The sequence below is a fragment of the Nocardioides sp. genome, assembly GCF_035547795.1.
Lineage (GTDB): Bacteria > Actinomycetota > Actinomycetes > Propionibacteriales > Nocardioidaceae > Nocardioides.
Genome location: NZ_DASZUF010000040.1, coordinates 1 through 18,078, shown reverse-complemented (window position 1 = coordinate 18,078; position 18,078 = coordinate 1). Strand labels below are relative to the sequence as shown.

Annotated in this window: 18 protein-coding genes, 2 tRNA genes and 1 pseudogene; 12 read left to right on the top strand and 9 right to left on the bottom strand. The window is 69.2% G+C overall.

Annotation, left to right across the window (positions count from 1 at the left end):
• Window positions 1-207 (top strand): annotated as a pseudogene (locus VHA72_RS03390) (PLP-dependent aminotransferase family protein); the annotation flags it as partial.
• 137 nt (window positions 208-344) lie between these two features.
• Here VHA72_RS03390 and VHA72_RS03385 read toward each other — a convergent pair.
• Genes VHA72_RS03385 through rpmH form a run of 8 tightly spaced genes read right to left on the bottom strand, consistent with a single transcriptional unit; the run spans window position 345 to window position 5,479 of the window.
• Window positions 345-1,373 carry a ParB/RepB/Spo0J family partition protein gene (locus VHA72_RS03385; RefSeq protein ID WP_325573034.1) on the bottom strand — a complete coding sequence of 343 codons (1,029 nt, stop codon included), beginning with the start codon at window positions 1,371-1,373 and terminating at the stop codon, window positions 345-347.
• Window positions 1,370-2,581 carry a ParA family protein gene (locus tag VHA72_RS03380; RefSeq protein WP_325573033.1) on the bottom strand — a complete coding sequence of 404 codons (1,212 nt, stop codon included), beginning with the start codon at window positions 2,579-2,581 and terminating at the stop codon, window positions 1,370-1,372. Before VHA72_RS03380 ends, VHA72_RS03385 begins: the two co-directional genes overlap by 4 nt.
• Window positions 2,479-3,216, bottom strand: a complete 738-nt coding sequence (rsmG, locus tag VHA72_RS03375; RefSeq protein ID WP_325573032.1) for a 16S rRNA (guanine(527)-N(7))-methyltransferase RsmG — start codon at window positions 3,214-3,216, stop codon at window positions 2,479-2,481. The genes VHA72_RS03380 and rsmG overlap by 103 nt, the downstream gene beginning before the upstream one ends.
• 3 nt (window positions 3,217-3,219) lie before the next feature.
• Window positions 3,220-3,717 (bottom strand): Jag family protein, encoded by a 498-nt coding sequence (locus tag VHA72_RS03370; protein WP_325573031.1) that lies wholly within the window; start codon window positions 3,715-3,717, stop codon window positions 3,220-3,222.
• A gap of 27 nt (window positions 3,718-3,744) precedes the next feature.
• On the bottom strand, window positions 3,745-4,704 hold the full coding sequence (gene yidC / locus VHA72_RS03365; RefSeq protein ID WP_325573030.1) for a membrane protein insertase YidC: 960 nt from the start codon (window positions 4,702-4,704) through the stop codon (window positions 3,745-3,747).
• A 3-nt stretch (window positions 4,705-4,707) separates the two neighbouring features.
• Complete coding sequence (gene yidD, locus VHA72_RS03360) at window positions 4,708-4,938, bottom strand: membrane protein insertion efficiency factor YidD (RefSeq protein ID WP_414689749.1); 231 nt, start codon at window positions 4,936-4,938, stop codon at window positions 4,708-4,710.
• 35 nt (window positions 4,939-4,973) lie between these two features.
• A complete protein-coding gene (gene rnpA / locus VHA72_RS03355) occupies window positions 4,974-5,315 on the bottom strand; it encodes a ribonuclease P protein component (protein ID WP_325573029.1) in 342 nt (113 codons plus the stop codon).
• 26 nt (window positions 5,316-5,341) lie between these two features.
• Entirely contained in the window at window positions 5,342-5,479 is a 138-nt protein-coding gene (gene rpmH, locus VHA72_RS03350; protein ID WP_325573028.1) for a 50S ribosomal protein L34, read from the bottom strand.
• A 539-nt stretch (window positions 5,480-6,018) separates the two neighbouring features.
• Here rpmH and dnaA point away from each other — a divergent pair.
• From dnaA to VHA72_RS03295, 11 genes are all read left to right on the top strand, one after another.
• Window positions 6,019-7,464, top strand: a complete 1,446-nt coding sequence (gene dnaA / locus VHA72_RS03345) for a chromosomal replication initiator protein DnaA (RefSeq protein WP_325573027.1) — start codon at window positions 6,019-6,021, stop codon at window positions 7,462-7,464.
• A gap of 433 nt (window positions 7,465-7,897) precedes the next feature.
• Window positions 7,898-9,037, top strand: coding sequence for a DNA polymerase III subunit beta (dnaN, locus tag VHA72_RS03340; protein WP_325573026.1), 1,140 nt, complete (start codon window positions 7,898-7,900; stop codon window positions 9,035-9,037).
• Between the two features lie 56 nt (window positions 9,038-9,093).
• On the top strand, window positions 9,094-9,975 hold the full coding sequence (gnd, locus tag VHA72_RS03335) for a phosphogluconate dehydrogenase (NAD(+)-dependent, decarboxylating) (RefSeq protein WP_325573025.1): 882 nt from the start codon (window positions 9,094-9,096) through the stop codon (window positions 9,973-9,975).
• Window positions 9,976-10,017: 42 nt separating this feature from the next.
• On the top strand, window positions 10,018-11,178 hold the full coding sequence (recF, locus tag VHA72_RS03330; RefSeq protein ID WP_325573024.1) for a DNA replication/repair protein RecF: 1,161 nt from the start codon (window positions 10,018-10,020) through the stop codon (window positions 11,176-11,178).
• Window positions 11,168-11,677, top strand: coding sequence for a DciA family protein (locus tag VHA72_RS03325; RefSeq protein ID WP_325573023.1), 510 nt, complete (start codon window positions 11,168-11,170; stop codon window positions 11,675-11,677). Before recF ends, VHA72_RS03325 begins: the two co-directional genes overlap by 11 nt.
• A 276-nt stretch (window positions 11,678-11,953) precedes the next feature.
• Window positions 11,954-13,984 carry a DNA topoisomerase (ATP-hydrolyzing) subunit B gene (gene gyrB / locus VHA72_RS03320; protein ID WP_325573022.1) on the top strand — a complete coding sequence of 677 codons (2,031 nt, stop codon included), beginning with the start codon at window positions 11,954-11,956 and terminating at the stop codon, window positions 13,982-13,984.
• A gap of 15 nt (window positions 13,985-13,999) precedes the next feature.
• On the top strand, window positions 14,000-16,600 hold the full coding sequence (gene gyrA / locus VHA72_RS03315; RefSeq protein ID WP_325573021.1) for a DNA gyrase subunit A: 2,601 nt from the start codon (window positions 14,000-14,002) through the stop codon (window positions 16,598-16,600).
• On the top strand, window positions 16,600-17,139 hold the full coding sequence (locus tag VHA72_RS03310; protein ID WP_325573020.1) for a DUF3566 domain-containing protein: 540 nt from the start codon (window positions 16,600-16,602) through the stop codon (window positions 17,137-17,139). The genes gyrA and VHA72_RS03310 overlap by 1 nt, the downstream gene beginning before the upstream one ends.
• 90 nt (window positions 17,140-17,229) lie before the next feature.
• Window positions 17,230-17,303, top strand: a tRNA-Ile gene (locus tag VHA72_RS03305).
• Window positions 17,304-17,356: 53 nt separating this feature from the next.
• Complete coding sequence (locus VHA72_RS03300; RefSeq protein ID WP_325573019.1) at window positions 17,357-17,476, top strand: DLW-39 family protein; 120 nt, start codon at window positions 17,357-17,359, stop codon at window positions 17,474-17,476.
• 8 nt (window positions 17,477-17,484) lie between these two features.
• Window positions 17,485-17,560, top strand: a tRNA-Ala gene (locus VHA72_RS03295).
• Between the two features lie 231 nt (window positions 17,561-17,791).
• Here VHA72_RS03295 and VHA72_RS03290 read toward each other — a convergent pair.
• On the bottom strand, window positions 17,792-18,078 hold a 287-nt coding region (locus VHA72_RS03290; protein WP_325573018.1), incomplete at its 5' end, for a GNAT family N-acetyltransferase.

Sequence of the window (18,078 nt, the reverse complement as noted above, 5' to 3'; positions counted from 1 at the left end):
ACCGCGTTCTTCGCCGACGGGTTCGGCTCCTCCTCGATGCGGCTGTCCTACTGCTATCCCACGCCGGAGCGGATCCGCGAGGGCGTACGGCGCCTGGCCGGCGTCGTCGAGGCCGAGATGGACCTGCGCGAGACGTTCGGCGCGACCGGGCCGATCCCGGGGCTGCCGCTCAGCGCCACCGAATACCCCAGCACCGACACGCAGTAGTCGCGGCAGTCACGTCGCGGCGTGCCGGCGCGACGTTCGCGTTGCCCCGCCACGCTCGGGCGAGTCGCTTCCGCCGACGTCCTCGATAGCGGCGTCCGTCTAGATATCTATCGTTTTGTCGACAAAACGATAGATATCTAGATTGGCCTGTCGGTGCGGTTGCGCGGGTCCATGATGTCGATGATGCGCTGTAGGTCGTCGACGGTCGCGAACTCGATGGTGATCTTGCCCTTCGCCTTGCCCATGTCGATCTTCACCCGAGTCTCCAGTCGGTCGGCGAGTCGATCGGCGTACTCGCCGAGCGCGGCCACCGGCGTCTTGAGCCGCGGCGAGCGCCTGGCCGGCTCACCATCCACGTCCCGCAGCGCGACGATCTCCTCCAGGCCGCGCACGCTGATGCCCTCGGCCACCACCCGCTGAGCCAGCCGGTCCTGGACATCAGCATCCTCGACGGCGAGCAGCGAGCGGGCATGGCCCGCCGACAGCACGCCGGACGCGACCCGACGCTGAACAGCCGGCGAGAGCCGCAGCAGCCGGATGGTGTTGCTGATCTGGGGCCGTGAACGGCCGATCCGGGAGGCTAGCTCCTCATGAGTGCAGGAGAAGTCCTCGAGCAACTGCTGGTAGGCGGCCGCCTCCTCCAGCGGGTTGAGCTGGGAGCGGTGCAGGTTCTCCAGCAGCGCGTCCCGGAGCATGTCGGTGTCCTCGGTCTCGCGCACGATCGCCGGGATCGTGGCGAGGCCGGCCTCCTGGGTGGCACGCCAGCGGCGCTCACCCATCACCAGCTCGTACTCGTCGGGGCCGACCTGGCGCACCACGACCGGCTGCAACAACCCGATCTCGCGGATGGAGTGGACCAGCTCGGCCATCGCCTCCTCGTCGAAGACCTGGCGGGGCTGCACGTGGTTGGGCCTGATGCGGTCGACTGGGAGCTCGGCGAAATAGGCGCCGTCGACCGGCGCCAGAGCCGATTCCTCGATCTGAGCGCCTCGCGCCGGGTCGGTGGACCCGGGGCCCGCCGCAGGGCTGGAAGGCGCTCCTGAGGCAAAGTCCGGATGCCGGACGTCGGAGTTGCCGGATTCGGCCGCGGCCGGTACGTCCGGCATGGTCGGGATCAGCGATCCCAGGCCACGACCCAGGCCACGCTTCGGTGCCGGTCGGCTCATGCGCTGATCCCCTTCCGAGCGATCTCCCGGGCCGCCTCCAGGTAGCTCAAGGCGCCCGGCGAGCCTGGATCGTAGGTCATCACCGTCTGCCCGTACGACGGCGCCTCCGAGACGCGCACCGACCGCGGGATATAGGTGCGCAGCACCTGATCGCCGAAGTGGTTGCGGACCTCGTCCGCGACGCCCGCCGCGAGCCTGGTCCGGGCGTCGTACATGGTGACCAGGATGGTCGAGACCGCGAGTTCCGGGTTGAGGTGGGCGCGCACCATGTCGACCGTCTTGAGCAGCTGCCCGAGGCCCTCCAAGGCGTAGTACTCGGCCTGGATCGGGATCAGCATCTCCGCGCCCGCGACGAGCGCGTTGAGCGTGAGCAGCCCCAGGGACGGTGGGCAGTCGATGAGGACGTAGTCCCACCGATCCTCGCCGGCCGACGCATCGCCGACCCGTCCGGACCCGACCAGCGCTTTCTTCAGCCTCCCCTCGCGGGCGACCACGCTGACCAGCTCGATCTCGGCGCCGGCCAGATCGATGGTGGCCGGTACGACGTCGAGCGTGGGCACCTCCGGGCAGGCGACCACGACGTCGCTGAGCGGCGCGCCGTCGACGAGCAGTTCATAGGTGCCGGGGGTTCCCTGGAAGTGTTCGACACCGAGAGCCGTGGAGGCGTTGCCCTGCGGGTCGAGATCGACGACCAGGACGCGTTGGCCGAGCTGGGCCAGTGCCGCGGCGAGGTTCACCGTGGAGGTGGTCTTGCCGACGCCGCCCTTCTGGTTGGCCACCACCATGATGCGGGTGGCCCGCGGCCGGGGCATCGGGGGCCGCGCCTGGGACTGCTGACGAGCCAGCAGGGTGTGCTCCGTCGCGCGGGCCAACGGCGTCTCGTCATCGCTGATCGCCGGCGCATAGTCGGCTAGATCGGCGGCTGTTCGGACCTTGTAGGAGGCCGCATTGGCCGATGTTTCACGTGAAACCTCGCCGGCGCCTTCCTGTGGAGGAACGGCGACGTTCTGTGGATAGCTACGCTCAGCGGCCCACTGCTCGTCGGTGGAAAACGTCACCGACGACCGGCTATCGAGATCGGAGTGGCCGGCGGTGTGCTCTTCGCTCACGACTTCTTCCTCCGCTTCGTCCGCGACGACGAGCGCCGTCCGCGACCCCCAGCCGGGCCGGGGACAGACGGCAAAGATACCGTCGTCGGATCCGCCCAAGCCACCCGCACCGCGACGGTTGTGGAGATCGACGCATCCGCGCCGATGACCGTTACCGTCGGCTCGGCGCAACCCAGCCGCTCGAGCACTTCCGCCGCCTCCGCGATCTCCTCGGTGACGGAGCAGCCCTTCATCGCAACCACGGCTCCACCCGGCGACACCAGCGGCATGGACCACTCCAGGAGCCGTCCCAGCGGTGCGACCGCCCGCGACGTCACCACATCGAAGGAGCGCCGGCCATGCAGCGCGTCCGCCCGGCCGCGCACCACCTCGACGTTCTCCAGCCCCAGCTCATCGGCGACCTCGGCCAGGAAGGTCGTCCGACGCAACAGCGGCTCCACGAGGGTCAGCGACAGGTCGGGCCGCGCCACCGCCAGAACCAGCCCCGGGAGACCGGCGCCGGACCCGATGTCGGCCACCGATGCGCCCTCATCGATCAGCCGGCCGAGCACCGCGCAGTTCAGCAAGTGCCGATCCCACAACCGCGGCGTCTCGCGCGGGCCGATCAGACCGCGCTCGACCCCCGCCGTCGCCAGCAGCTCGGCGTACCGTTCGGCGAGCGGAAGTCGGTCCACACGGAACACCCTCCGCGCCGCATCCGGCACGGAGGGTGTTTCACGTGAAACATCGTTCATCGCTCAGCTAGGCAGCACGACGACGTACCGTCGCGGCTCGGTGCCCTCTGACTCCGAGACCAGCCCGGCCGCCGCCACGGCGTCATGCACGACCTTCCGCTCGAACGGCGACATCGGCTTCAACGACACGGGCGCGCCCGTCTCGCGGACCTTCGCCACCGTCTCCTCGGCCAACGCCACCAGCGTGGCACGCCGGTTCGCCCGGAAGCCGGAGACGTCCAGCATCAGCCGCGACCGCTCACCGGTCTCGCGGTAGACCGCCAGACGAGTCAGTTCCTGAAGCGCATCCAGCACCTCACCGTGCTGACCCACCAGCTGCGCGAGGTCGGCGCCGACGATCGACACCGCAGCGCGGTCGCCCTCGACGTCCATGTCGAGGTCGCCGTCCAGATCGGCGATGTCCAGCAGCTCCTCCAAGTAGTCGGCGGCGATATCGCCCTCCTGCTCGAGCTGCTTCAAACGGTCGCCGCTCACGGCCTCCGCCGCGGTCTCCTCGGTCACTGCATCATCCCTTCGTCGGGGGGTCGGTCAGCGCTTGCCCTTGCGCTGGCTACGGGTCTGCTTCTTCGGCTGCTCTCGCTGAGCGGGCCGCCGGTCGGCCGCGGGGGAGACCTCCGGAGTCTCCTCGGTCACCACCACCGCCTCGCCGTGCCGGCGTGCCTTGCGGGCCGCCTTCTCGCGGTCGCGCTCCTGCTTCGCCTTCTCGGCCGGCGTACCGGGGGCCGGGTTGTTCCGGATGACGTAGAACTGCTGGCACATCGTCCACAGGTTCGAGGTCGTCCAGTACAGCATCGCCGCGATCGGGAAGGCGATGCCCGAGACGGCGAAGACGACCGGAAGCACGTAGAGAAGCATCTTCTGCTGCTGGGCGTACTGCCCGGTCATCGCGTCGGCCGGCATGTTCTTGGCCATCAGTTGGCGCTGCGTGAAGAAGGTGGTGGCGCACATCGCCACCACCAGCACGGCCGCGATGATCTTCACGGTGCTGTCGTGCGAACCGTTGAAGGTGTCCGCCAGCCGCGCGCCGAAGATCTTCGCGTTGCTGATGTGCTGCACGTCGGTCGTGGTCAGGAAGCCCTTGACCTTCGAGTGAGCGGCATCGTTCACGAGCCGGAACAGGCACAGGAAGATCGGCATCTGCAGCAGCAGCGGCAGGCACGAGGCGAACGGGTTCGTCCCGGTCTCCTTGTAGAGCTTCATCGTCTCCTGCGCGAGACGCTCCCGGTCATGGCCGTACTTCTTCTGCAGCTCCTTGACCTTCGGCTGGATGAGCTGCATGTTCCGGCTCGACTTGATCTGCCGCACGAACAGCGGGATCAGCAGCGCCCGGATCGTCACCGTGAGACCAACGATGGCCAGCACCCACGACCAGCCGTTCGACGCCGGGATCACCAGGCTGAACAGCTTGTGCCAGACGAGCAGGACGCCCGAGATGGCGTAATAGAGAGGGGTGGCGATCCAGCCGATCAGCTGGCCGAGTGCTCCCACGGTTCAGACTCCTTGGGTCGGGGATCCCGTGGTGACACGGGGAGAGGACGGGGACGACTGCCGCGCCGGGACGGGATCGTAGCCACCGGCGGCCCAGGGATGGCATCGAGCGAGTCGCCGAATGGCCAGCCAGCTGCCGCGCAGTGCGCCATGCGTCTCCACCGCCTTCAACGCGTACGCCGAGCAGGACGGGTGGTAGCGGCAGACCTGGCCATAGAGCGGACTGATCAGCACGCGATAGCCCCGCAGCAGCCACACCAGAACGAATCTCACGACGACACCCGTTCCAAGCAACGCTCGAGGTCCGCCGCCAGTTCCGCGTAGTTCGCGGTCGCCGCCGCAGGCAGCGCCCGGACCACGAGCACAGCAGAGCCCGGGAGGTCCGTAGCGGACTCCCGGGCCAGATGACGCAGGCGGCGCTTCACGCGGTTGCGGATGACGGCCGGACCCACGGCCTTGCTGACCACGAAACCGACGCGAGCCGGATCCGATCCCGCATCGTCCTCCACCAGCAGGTGGACGACCAGGCGAGTCGATCCGGCTCGGCGTCCCCGGCGTACCGCTGCCCGAAACGAATCCGGATCGGTCAGACGGTGAGCCCGGGGTAGCACAGGGGTCAGCCGAGGCCCGACGGGCCTCAGACAGCCAGGCTCTTGCGGCCCTTGCGACGCCGCGCCGACAGGATGGCGCGGCCGGCGCGGGTGCGCATGCGCAGGCGGAAACCGTGCGTCTTCGCGCGACGACGGTTGTTCGGCTGGTACGTACGCTTGCTCACGAGATCAGTCTCTTTCGGTGGTGGTTCCGCTGGTTCTGGATCGGGCGCTGCGTCGCCCCGGCCAGTCGCCTGGTGCCATGGTGGACTTCGGCCGGCACCGAACATCCGCGCGAGGCGAGGCCCGGCGTGGACATGCGGCACCCCTCGAGAGCCCACGCGGACGCGGCTTCCTGATCGGGTGACCTGCCAACGGTACGCGTTCGCGCGAAGCAGGGTCAAACCCGCGCGAAGCCCGTCACGACACCACCGTCACAGCCTGTGGATGACGGGTTGCCCCGGGCCTGATGGCGGGGTTAGGTTCGGCCCCTACCGAGGTTCCCTGCCATCGCAATCAGATCCTCGGCCGGTTCCGGGGATTCCGGCACAGATTTCGTTGAAAACGGTGCTGACCTGCCGAAACAGGCCGTAGAGCGACCCACGCGATGTGTCTCGGCGGGCACTGTCCACAAGGCCGGCGCCCGGTTCACAGCTTGTGGATAGAGCTGTGGAAGGATTCCGAACGGACGAGAAGCGACAGCGCAATAGGGAAGGCAGGAACGATGACGTCCGACGCCGGAGCGCCCGACAAGCTCAGCCAGGCGTGGAACACCGTCGTCGCCGATCTCCAGCCCCACCAGCGGGCCTGGCTCACGGCATGTCAGCCCGAGGCCCTGCACGGCGCCACGGTGCTCGTCGGGGTACCCAACGACTTCACCCGCAACCAGCTCGAGGGTCGGTTGCGTGCCGAGCTCGAGGACGCGCTGAGTGCGCGATTCGGCCAGGAGATGCGGATCGCGGCGATCGTGAAGCCCGAGCTCGCCAACGAGGCGGCACCCGACCCCAAGCCGGCGCCGGTCCAACCCGATGAGCGACCTACCGATATGTCGACAAAGCGCCATATCGGCGATCTGCCCGAGTCCTACCCGCCGCCCCGCGCCGACGGCCGCGAGCCCGAGCGAGCCGGCTCGGAGAGCCGGCTCAACCCGAAGTACACCTTCGAGACCTTCGTCATCGGCTCCTCCAATCGCTTCCCGCACGCGGCCGCGGTCGCGGTCGCCGAGGCGCCGGGCCGCGCCTACAACCCGTTGCTGGTGTACGGCGAGTCCGGACTGGGGAAGACCCATCTCCTGCACGCGATCGGCCACTACGTCCGCAGCCTCTACGACGGGGCGAAGGTGCGCTACGTGAGCTCGGAGGAGTTCACCAACGAGTTCATCAACGCGATCCGCGACGACCGCCAGGACCGGTTCAAGCGCAAGTACCGCGACATCGACGTCCTGCTCATCGACGACATCCAGTTCCTGGAGGGGAAGACCCAGACCCAGGAGGAGTTCTTCCACACGTTCAACACGCTGCACAACGCGAACAAGCAGATCGTGCTGACGTCCGACCGGGCCCCGAAGCGGCTGGAGGCGCTGGAGGACCGGCTGCGCAACAGGTTCGAGTGGGGGCTGATTACCGACGTCCAGCCGCCGGACGTCGAGACCCGGATCGCGATCCTGCGCAAGAAGGCCGCGATGGAGCGGCTCAAGGCGCCGGCCGACGTGCTGGAGTTCATCGCCACCAAGATCCAGACCAACATCCGCGAGCTCGAGGGCGCCCTGATCCGAGTCACCGCCTTCGCCAACCTCAACCGCCAGGAGGTCGACATGACCCTGGCGGAGATCGTGCTCAAGGACCTCATCCCGGAGGGTGGCGAGCCGGAGATCACCGCCGGGCTGATCATCGCGCAGACCGCGGCGTACTTCGGGCTCAGCATCGATGAGCTCACCGGGCCCAGCCGCGGGCGCCACCTGGTGATGGCGCGTCAGATCGCGATGTACCTGTGCCGCGAGCTCACCGAACTCTCCCTGCCCAAGATCGGCGCCCAGTTCGGCAACCGCGACCACACCACCGTGATGTACGCCGAGCGCAAGATCAACCAGCTGCTCGCCGAGCGCCGATCGGTCTTCAACCAGGTCTCCGAGCTGACCAACCGGGTCAAGATGCAGGCCCGCCAGGCTTGATACGGCGCTGTCGGCTCCACCAGCCCGAGCGCCCCCAGGGCTGTGGACAACCACGCCCCGCACCCATGAATTACACAGTGGTGAGATGCGGGCCGGCCGCGCCGCACCCCCCGACGGCTTGTCGACACCCACAGACGCGGCGGCGCGTCCCCAGTTCCCTCCACACCGGCTGTGCAACCCGATCGCTCCGTGCGACCTGCGCAAACGCCGTTCCTCCACAGTTTCCACCGACGCTATTGCTCACTCGGAACTACAAGCGACCGGACATGACGCCGAACCTCACCCGGACCCCATCCTGTGGATCACGCCCCTCCGCCTCGACCCCCGCCGGCGAGCCGGTACGGCGTACCTCTCCCCGCCCCTGCCCTCCCCGCTCGCGACGTGGCAGGATGCAGGTCCCAAGCCAACGTCACACCACGAGGACAGGTCAGCAGTGAAATTCCGCGTCGACCGCGACGTGTTCGCGGATGCCGTCGCCTGGGCTGCGCGCAGCCTCCCGGTCCGGCCCAGCACGCCGGTGCTCTCCGGTCTCCTCATCGAGGCCAGCGACGAGGGCCTGGTGCTGTCCACCTTCGACTACGAGACCTCGGCCCGCGCCACGCTGAGCGCCGAGGTCGCCGACGAGGGCAAGGCCCTGGTCAGCGGGCGCCTGCTTGCCGACATCTGCCGCAGCCTGCCGGCCAAGCCGGTCGACATGGTGATCGACGGTGCCCGCGTGTCGCTGACCTGCGGCTCGGCGCGCTTCAGCCTGCAAACCATGCCGGTCGAGGACTACCCGACCCTGCCCGACATGCCGGCCGCCTCCGGCACCGTGAACAGCGCCGACTTCGCGCACGCGGTCGCCCAGGCCGTCACCGCGGCCGGCAAGGACGACATGCTGCCGGTGCTCACCGGGGTGCGCATCGAGATCGACGGCAGCACCATCTCGCTGCTGGCCACCGATCGCTTCCGGCTCTCTCACCGCGAGCTCGGCTGGGAGCCACGTACGCCGGACGCCAGCCTGGCCGCCCTCGTCCCGGCCCGCGTGCTCGCCGACACCGCCAAGTCGCTGACCAGCGGGACCGACATCACCATCGCCCTGGCCACCAGCGGCGCCGGCGAGGGCATCATCGGCTTCGAGGGCGCGGCCGCCGGCGGAATGCGGCGGACGACGACCCGGCTGCTCGACGGCGAGTTCCCGAAGGTGCGCAGCCTGTTCCCCAACGAGCACCTGACCACCGCGATCGTGGATCGCAAGGAGCTGATCGACTCGGTCAAGCGGGTGTCGCTCGTCGCCGAGCGCAACACCGCTGTGCAGATGGCCTTCGCGGACAACGTGCTCACCCTCGACGCCGGTTCCGGCGACGAGGCGCAGGCCTCGGAGCGGCTCGAGGCGGAGGTGACAGGCGACGACCTGACCACCGGCTTCAACCCGCAGTTCCTCCTCGACGGCCTCAGCGCCATCGAGCAGGACACCGTCGAGCTCGCGTTCACCCAGCCCTCCAAGCCGGTGGTGATCAGCGGCCGCTCCGGCGAGGACGGCACCGACCCCGGGTTCCGCTACCTGCTCATGCCCAGGCGTCTGCTTTCCTGATCAGTGCAGGCGCCATCAGGTGACTGACCAAGACACCTTCGGAGAGGATCTGATCCATGGACATCGGACTCGTCGGCCTGGGCAAGATGGGCGGCAACATGCGGCAGCGGCTGCGCGACGCCGGCCACACCGTCGTCGGCTACGACCGCAACCAGGAGATCTCCGACGCCACGTCGCTGGCGGACATGGTGGCCAAGCTGCCCAGCCCCAAGGTGGTCTGGGTGATGGTTCCCGCCGGGGAGCCGACCCGCTCGACGATCGCCGAGCTCAAGGAGCTGCTGGGCGAGGGTGACCTGGTCGTCGACGGCGGCAACTCGAAGTACACCGACGACGCGGTCAACGCCGCCAGCCTCGCGGAGAAGGGCATCGGCTTCGTCGACTGTGGCGTCTCCGGCGGGGTGTGGGGCCTGAAGAACGGCTACGCCCTGATGTACGGCGGCTCCGACGCCGACGCCGCGAAGGTGATGCCGGCGTTCGAGGCGCTCAAGCCGGCCGGCACCGAGGACGGCCTGGTCCACTGCGGCCAGAAGCCCGGCGCCGGGCACTTCGCCAAGATGGTCCACAACGGCATCGAGTACGCCATGATGCAGGCCTATGCCGAGGGCTGGGAGCTGCTCGACAAGGTCGACCTGGTCGACAACGTGCCCGAGATCTTCGCCTCCTGGCGCACCGGCACGGTGGTGCGCTCCTGGCTGCTCGACCTGCTGGTCGAACAGCTGCGCGCCGACGAGCACCTGGCCAAGATCGCCGGGTACGCCGAGGACTCCGGCGAGGGCCGCTGGACCGTCGAGGCGGCGATCGACAACGCCGTCCCGATGCCCGCGATCTCGGCCAGTCTGTTCGCCCGCTTCGTCTCGCGGCAGGACGACAGCCCGGCCATGAAGGCGATCGCGGCGATGCGCAACGGCTTCGGCGGTCACGCGGTCAAGGCCGAGTGATCTCGACGCGCCTGGGCTAGCGGCTCGGCGGCTCGATCTGCGATGTACGTCTCCCACCTCTCCCTGCACGACTTCCGCTCCTATGCCACCGCGGAGGTACCGCTCGAGGCGGGGGTGACCGCCTTCGTCGGCCGCAACGGCCAGGGCAAGACCAACCTCGTCGAGGCGATCGACTACCTCTCCCGGCTGCAGTCGCACCGGGTCGCCTCCGACGCTCCGCTGGTGCGAGCCGGGGCCGAGCACGCGGTGGTGCGAGCCTCCGTCGTACGCGACGGCCGCACCGCGGTGCTCGAGATCGAGCTCAACCCCGGCCGGGCCAATCGGGCCCGGATCAACCGGGCCGCCCTGCCGCGCACCCGCGAGCTGATCGGCCTGGTCCGGACCGTGGTCTTCTCGCCCGAGGACCTGGCGCTGGTCAAGGGCGACCCGTCCGAGCGCAGGCGCTTCCTGGACGACCTCCTCGTCCTGCGTACGCCGCGGCTTGCCGGCGTCCGTGCCGACTACGACCGCGTCCTGCGCCAGCGCAACTCGCTGCTCAAGACCGCCGGCCTGGCCCGCGGGTCTTCGCGTGAGGCCGCGCTGGCGACGCTGAGCGTCTGGGACGACCACCTGGCCCGCACCGGCGCGGAGATCCTGGCGGAGCGACTCGCCCTGGTCGACGCGCTGCGGCCCTATGTCGGCGCCGCCTACGAGACGGTCGCGCGCGGGGCCACGCGCGAGGACGCCCGGATTGCCTACCGGCCCAGCTTCGAGCTGCTCGACGAGACCGGCCTGCGCCCCTCCTCCCGGGAGGGCCTGGAGAAGGCCATCCTGGGCGAGGTCGCCCGACGACAGAAGGACGAGCTGGACCGCGGCGTGACGCTGGTCGGGCCTCACCGCGACGACCTGCTGCTCACCCTCGGTCATTCCGGCGCCGAGCCGTTGCCGGTCAAGGGCTACGCCAGCCACGGCGAATCGTGGTCGTTCGCGCTGGCGCTCCGACTGGCGTCGTACGACCTGCTCCGGGCCGACGGCGACGACCCGATCCTGATCCTCGACGACGTCTTCGCCGAGCTCGACGCCGAGCGACGTGAGCAGCTGGCCGAGCTGGTGTCGGGTGCCGAGCAGGTCCTGGTCACCGCGGCGGTGGCCGGCGACGTGCCGGCGGCGTTGCAGGGCACGCGCTATCAGGTGGCCGGGGGGGAGGTCACCCGTGAGCGGTGACGAGCACGACCCGGACGGCCTGGAGCTGGCCCGCGCGCTGACCCGGGCCACCGCCAAGCAGGGCGGCACGCCGGCACGCCGGCGCAAGGGGAAGCGACCGCGCGCCGAGCAGGGTCGGGTCTCCGGCGCCCACCCCGACGACCGGGACCCACAGCTGCTCGACGCCACCGTGGAGCGGCTCGTCGCCGACCACGGCTGGGACCTGTCCCTGCGGGTGCACGGCGTCTTCGGCCGCTGGCCGCAGATCGTCGGCGACGAGGTGGCCCAGCACTGCGACCCGGAGTCGTTCGCCGATGGCCGGCTGGTGGTCCGGACCGACTCCACCGCCTGGGCGACCCAGTTGCGGCTGCTCACCCCGACGATCCTGCGCCGACTCAACGAGGAGCTGGGCGAGGGCACTGTCACCCTGATCGAGGTGCTCGGCCCCCAGGGCCCGAGCTGGACCAAGGGCAGGCGCTCGGTGCGGGGCGGTCGCGGGCCGCGCGACACCTACGGATGACCGGCAACCAGGGTCTCTGAGGGCCCCACCGACGTACTGGACCCTAGGCGCCGCCCTATTCGTGGCCAGAACCGGCCCGCAAATCGCTCACAGGGCGCTTTTCGGCGCGCGCTCGGCGGTTCCGGGAAGGCGATCCGTGTCCAGAGGGCATCTGCCGGGTAGAATGAGCGCAGGGTCGACCTTCGGTCGGCCCGTCGTGTGACCTGCCGCGTGAGCAGTCCCGTAGAAGAGGTGACCGTGTCCGACGAGAAGCCCACTCCCACACCCCCCAATGGGATGGAGTATGACGCTTCCGCGATCCAGGTGCTCGAAGGCCTGGAGGCGGTGCGCAAGCGCCCTGGTATGTACATCGGGTCCACCGGTGTCAGGGGCCTGCACCACCTGATCTGGGAGATCGTCGACAACGCGGTCGACGAGGCCCTGGCCGGCTACTGCGACACCATCAACGTCATCCTCAACGCCGACGGCAGTGTCACCGTGGAGGACAACGGTCGTGGTATCCCCACCGGGACGGCGCCGGGCCAGGAGCTGCCGGCCGCGACCCTGGCACTGACGGTGCTGCACGCCGGCGGCAAGTTCGGTGGCGGCGGCTACAAGGTCTCCGGCGGCCTGCACGGCGTCGGCTCCTCGGTGGTCAACGCGCTCTCGACCAAGCTCCGCCTGGAGATCAAGAACCGCGGCTACCTGTGGGAGCAGGACTTCTCGCTCGGCATCCCGGACTACCCGCTGCGGCAGGTCCGGCCACTGGAGGAGGGTGAGCGCACGGGCACCACGGTGACCTGGTGGGCCAGCCCCGACATCTTCGAGACGGTCGAGTACAGCCTCGAGACGATCTCGACCCGCTTCCGTGAGATGGCCTTCCTCAACAAGGGGCTCAAGATCGTGCTGCGCGACGAGCGCCCGGTCACCGAGGAGATCGCCGCGGCCGTCGAGGCTGAGTACGACGCCGACACCGCCGTCGACGCGGACGCCCCCCGCGCCGACAGCGAGGGCGGCCTGGAGCAGGTGTTCTGCTACGAGCGTGGGCTGGCCGACTACGTCGACCACCTCAACCGGCGCAAGGCGACCGTCAGCCCGGTCATCGCCTTCGAGGCCGAGACCCCGGCCGACGCCGCCAACCCGATGAGCCTCGAGATCGCGATGCAGTGGCAGGCCTCGTCGTACAACGAGTCGGTCCACACCTTCGCGAACACCATCAACACGCCCGAGGGCGGCACCCACGAGGAGGGCTTCCGGGCCGCCCTCACCAGCCTGGTCAACCGCTGGGGCGAGACCTGGGGCCTGATCAAGAAGAAGGAAGACAGGCTCACCGGCGACGACATCCGCGAGGGCCTGACCGCCATCATCAGCCTCAAGATCGGCGAGCCGCAGTTCGAGGGCCAGACCAAGGCCAAGCTCGGCAACACCGAGGCCAAGGGCTTCACCCAGTCGGTGGTCAACGACGAGCTCGGCGCGTGGCTGGAGCAGAACCCCAACGAGGGCAAGGAGATCATCCGCAAGGCGATGGCGGCCGCCACCGCCCGGATCGCCGCCCGCAAGGCCCGCGACCTCGCCCGCAACCGCAAGGGCCTGCTCGGCAACGGCGCCCTCCCGGGCAAGCTGGCCGACTGCCAGTCGACCAACCCGGAGGAGTGCGAGATCTTCATCGTCGAGGGTGACTCGGCGGGCGGCTCCGCCAAGTCGGGCCGCGACCCGCGCATCCAGGCGATCCTCCCGATCCGCGGCAAGATCCTCAACGTCGAGAAGGCGCGCCTCGACAAGGTCCTGGCCAACCAGGAGGTGCAGGCGATCATCTCCGCGCTGGGCACCGGCGTGCACGACGAGTTCGACCTGGACAAGCTGCGCTACCACAAGATCGTGCTGATGGCCGACGCCGACGTCGACGGCCACCACATCAACACCCTGCTGCTCACGCTGCTGTTCCGGTTCATGCCGCAGCTGATCAAGGAGGGCTATGTCTACATGGCCCAGCCGCCGCTGTACCGGCTGCGCTGGAACAAGCCGCACGAGCACGAGTTCGTCTACTCCGACGCCGAGCGCGACGCGCTCATGCGCGACGGGCTCGAGCAGGGCAAGAAGCTGCCCAAGGAGAACCCGGTTCAGCGCTACAAGGGGCTGGGCGAGATGAACGCCGACGAGCTGTGGGAGACCACCATGGACCCCAGCCAGCGCCTCATGCTCCAGGTCACCCTGGAGGACGCCGCCCAGGCGGACGAGATCTTCTCGATCCTGATGGGCGAGGACGTCGACCAGCGCCGCTCCTTCATCCAGCGCAACGCCAAAGACGTCCGCTTTCTCGACATCTGATCTGAGAGCTGAACTGTGACTGAGACTCCCACCGACGGACAGGGCCCCGGCGGCCGGATCGAGCCGATCGAGCTGCAGACGTCGATGCAGCGCAGCTACATCGACTACGCGATGGCGGTCATCGTCGGCCGCGCGCTTCCCGACGTACGCGACGGGTTGAAGCCCGTCCACCGTCGCGTGCTCTACGCGATGTACGACGGCGGCTACCGGCCCGACCGTGGCTTCTCCAAGTGCTCGCGCGTGGTCGGCGACGTGATGGGCCAGTACCACCCGCACGGCGACTCGGCGATCTACGACACCCTGGTGCGGCTCGCCCAGCCCTGGGTGATGCGCGCGCCGCTGATCAACGGCCAGGGCAACTTCGGCTCGCCGGGCAACGACCCGGCCGCGGCGATGCGGTACACCGAGTGCCGGATGGCGCCGCTGGCCATGGAGATGGTGCGGGACATCGACGAGGACACCGTCGACTTCCAGCCCAACTACGACGGCCGCTCCCAGGAGCCGGTCATCCTGCCCTCGCGGTTCCCGAACCTGCTGGTCAACGGCTCGGCGGGGATCGCGGTCGGCATGGCCACCAACATCCCGCCGCACAACCTGCGCGAGGTCGCCGAGGGCGCGCGGTGGGCGCTGCAGAACCCCGAGGCCACCCGCGAGGAGCTGCAGGACGCGCTGATCGAGCGGATCAAGGGCCCCGACTTCCCCAACGGCGCCCTCATCGTCGGCCGCAGCGGGATCGAGCAGGCCTACCGGACCGGCCGCGGCTCGGTCACCCAGCGCGCGGTGATCGAGGTCGACGAGGACAACCGCGGCCGGACCTGCCTGGTCGTCACCGAACTGCCCTACATGGTCAACCCGGACAATCTGGCGCTGAAGATCGCCGAGCTGGCCGACTCCGGCCGGGTGCAGGGCATCGCCGACGTCCGCGACGACACCTCCTCGCGCACCGGCCAGCGGCTGGTCGTCGTACTCAAGCGGGATGCGGTCGCCCGGGTGGTGCTCAACAACCTGCTCAAGCACACCGAGCTGCAGACCAACTTCAGCGCCAACATGCTAGCCCTGGTCGACGGCGTTCCGCGGACCCTGACCATCGACCAGTTCATCAGCAACTGGGTCGCGCACCAGATCGACGTGATCCAGCGGCGTACGGCGTACCGGCTGCGCAAGCGCGAGGAAGAGGCGCACATCTTCCGCGGCCTGGTCAAGGCGCTGGACATGCTCGACGAGGTCATCGCCCTCATCCGCAACTCGCCCGAGGTGGAGCAGGCCCGGCAGGGCCTGATCCAGTTGCTCGACATCGACGAGCTGCAGGCCAACGCGATCCTCGACATGCAGCTGCGCCGGCTCGCGGCCCTGGAGCGGCAGAAGATCATCGACCGGTTGGCCGAGCTCGAGGAGATCATCGCCGACCTGAAGGACATCCTGGCCAAGCCGGAGCGGCAGCGGCAGATCGTGATCGACGAGCTCGACGGGATCGTGGAGCGGTTCGGCGACGAGCGGCGCACCCAGATCATCGCGGCCGAGGGCGACCTCTCCATGGAGGACCTCATCCCCGACGAGGAGCTGGTCGTCTCGATCACCCGCGGCGGCTACGCCAAGCGGACGCGCGCGGACCAGTACCGCACCCAGAAGCGGGGCGGCAAGGGTGTGCGCGGCGCCTCGCTGCGCGGTGACGACGTGGTGGAGCACTTCATCTCCACCACCAACCACCACTGGCTGCTGTTCTTCACCACCGCCGGTCGGGTCTACCGCACCAAGGCCTACAACCTGCCCGAGGCAGCACGGGACGCCAAGGGCGGCCACGTCGCCGGCCTGCTGAGCTTCCAGCCGGACGAGCAGATCGCCCAGGTGCTCGCCATCCGCGACTACGACCAAGCGCCGTACCTCGTGCTGGCGACGAAGTCCGGCCTGGTCAAGAAGACCCGGCTCGCCGACTACAACAGCCCGCGCCAGGCCGGCGTCATCGCGATCAACTTCCGCGAAGAGGACGACGAGCTGATCGGCGCCGAGCTGGTCGGGCCCGACGACCACATCCTGCTGGTGTCGCGCCGCGGCTCGGCGATCCGGTTCAAGGCCGACGACGCCACGGTCCGGCCGATGGGTCGCGCGACCGGCGGCGTCACCGGCATGAAGTTCCGCGGGGACGACACGCTGCTGTCGATGTCGGTGATCCGTGCCGCGGACGCCGCCCACGAGGAGTCCGACGACGACATCCAGTACGTGTTCACCATCACCGACGGCGGCTACGCCAAGCGCACCCGCATCAGCGAGTACCGCATCACCGGCCGTGGCGGCCTCGGCGTCACCGGGATGAAGCTGAGCAACGAGGACCGCGGGGGCCTGGTCGGCGCGTTCATCGTCAAGGACGGTGACGAGGTGCTGTCGATCACCACCGGTGGCCAGGTCGTCCGCAGCCCCATCAACGCGGACTTCCGGCCGACCGGCCGTGCCACCCAGGGCGTGAAGTTCGTGACGCCGAAGAAGGGCGACGCGGTCGCCGTCGTGGCCCGCTCGGTCGAGGCCCGCGAGGACGAGGAAGAGGCCGAGGTTGTGGAGGGTGCAACAATCGAGGCCAGTGAATCGCCGACCGAGTCGCCTACCGAGGGAGCTGACGGCTGATGACGGAACGCCCCGCCGAGCGGACCACCGGGGGTCCGATGGCCGACCGGGGTCGTGAGGACACCGCCGTACGCCCGCTGACGCAACGGGTGCAGCAGAAGCTCTCCGACGCTGCCCAGGAGGTACGGCGCAACGCCACGGCGCCCACCGCGCGCCAGCCCGGGCGGGGCCCCCGCCGGGCCCGGTTGCGGCTGACCCGGATCGACCCGTGGTCGGTGATGAAGACCGCCTTCCTGCTCTCGGTGGCGCTCGGCATCGTGATGATCGTCGCGGTAGCGATCGTGTGGTCGGTGCTCGACGCCGCCGGCGTGTGGGACTCGGTGAACCGGACCGTGCAGGACATCGTCGGCAACGACTCGTCCTCCAGCTTCAACGTCAAGAACTACGTCGGTACGTCGCGAGTCCTCGGCTTCACCATGGTGGTCGCGGTCGTCGACGTCGTACTGATCACGGCGGTGGCGACGCTGGGAGCCTTCCTCTACAACATGGCGGCCGCGCTGATCGGCGGCGTCGAGGTGACACTCGCCGAGGACAACTGAGGGCGCCGTTTTTGTGGCGGGTCGGGGCCTCGGGTAGTGTCCAGCCTCGGCTCGTCGCAACGAGGCTTCCACTCCGCGCGACAGCCACCCGGGCCTATAGCTCAGACGGTTAGAGCACCACACTGATAATGTGGGGGTCGGAGGTTCAAGTCCTCCTAGGCCCACGGACAAGCCCCGGTCGCACCAGCGAGCCGGGGCTTTTCGCAAGGAGAAGACGATGAAGAAGCTCATCCTGGTGGCGCTGGCCGCGGCCGGCGCCGTCCTCGCCAAGAAGCAGCTCGACCGCAGCAACGCCGAGCGCGCCGCCTGGGCGAGTCTGACCGACAAGGTCTCCTGAGTCCCCCGGGGGCGTTGGCGCAATTGGTAGCGCACCTGCTTTGCAAGCAGGGGGTTAGGGGTTCGAGTCCCCTACGCTCCACCACCTGAAGCACCGGAAGCCGCAGGTTGGCCCGCGGTTTCCTCGCCGAGGTCGAGCGGAACGATCACCACCAACCAGGACCTCGAGGATCTCTGGAAGGCCCACGTCGGCCCGACGCTCACCGCCTGCGTCCTGATCGTGCCGCGGACCAACTCTCGGGACGGGCCATCCGGGCGCGTCCCTTCCAGACGGTGTCCCGCGGGTTCGCCAGTTACGGTTCGTACCTCAGAGGACTCACAAGGTGAACCGCAGCCGCGGCAGGGTGCGGCCGGGGATGGAGCCGCTGGGTACGTCGCCGAGACGCCGGGCGCCGTACCGCAGATAGAACGGCGCCGCGTCGGGGTCGGCGTCGAGGTCGACGTGGCGATAGCCGCGCAGGTGGGCCGACTCCAGCGCGGCGGCGAGCAGCCGACCGCCGATGCCGTGGCCGATCCAGGGCGGGTCGACGAAGAGCATGGACAGTTCGCCGCCGGCGTCGTGGCCCTCGAGGAGCGAGAATCCGGCGATCGTGCCGCCGGCGA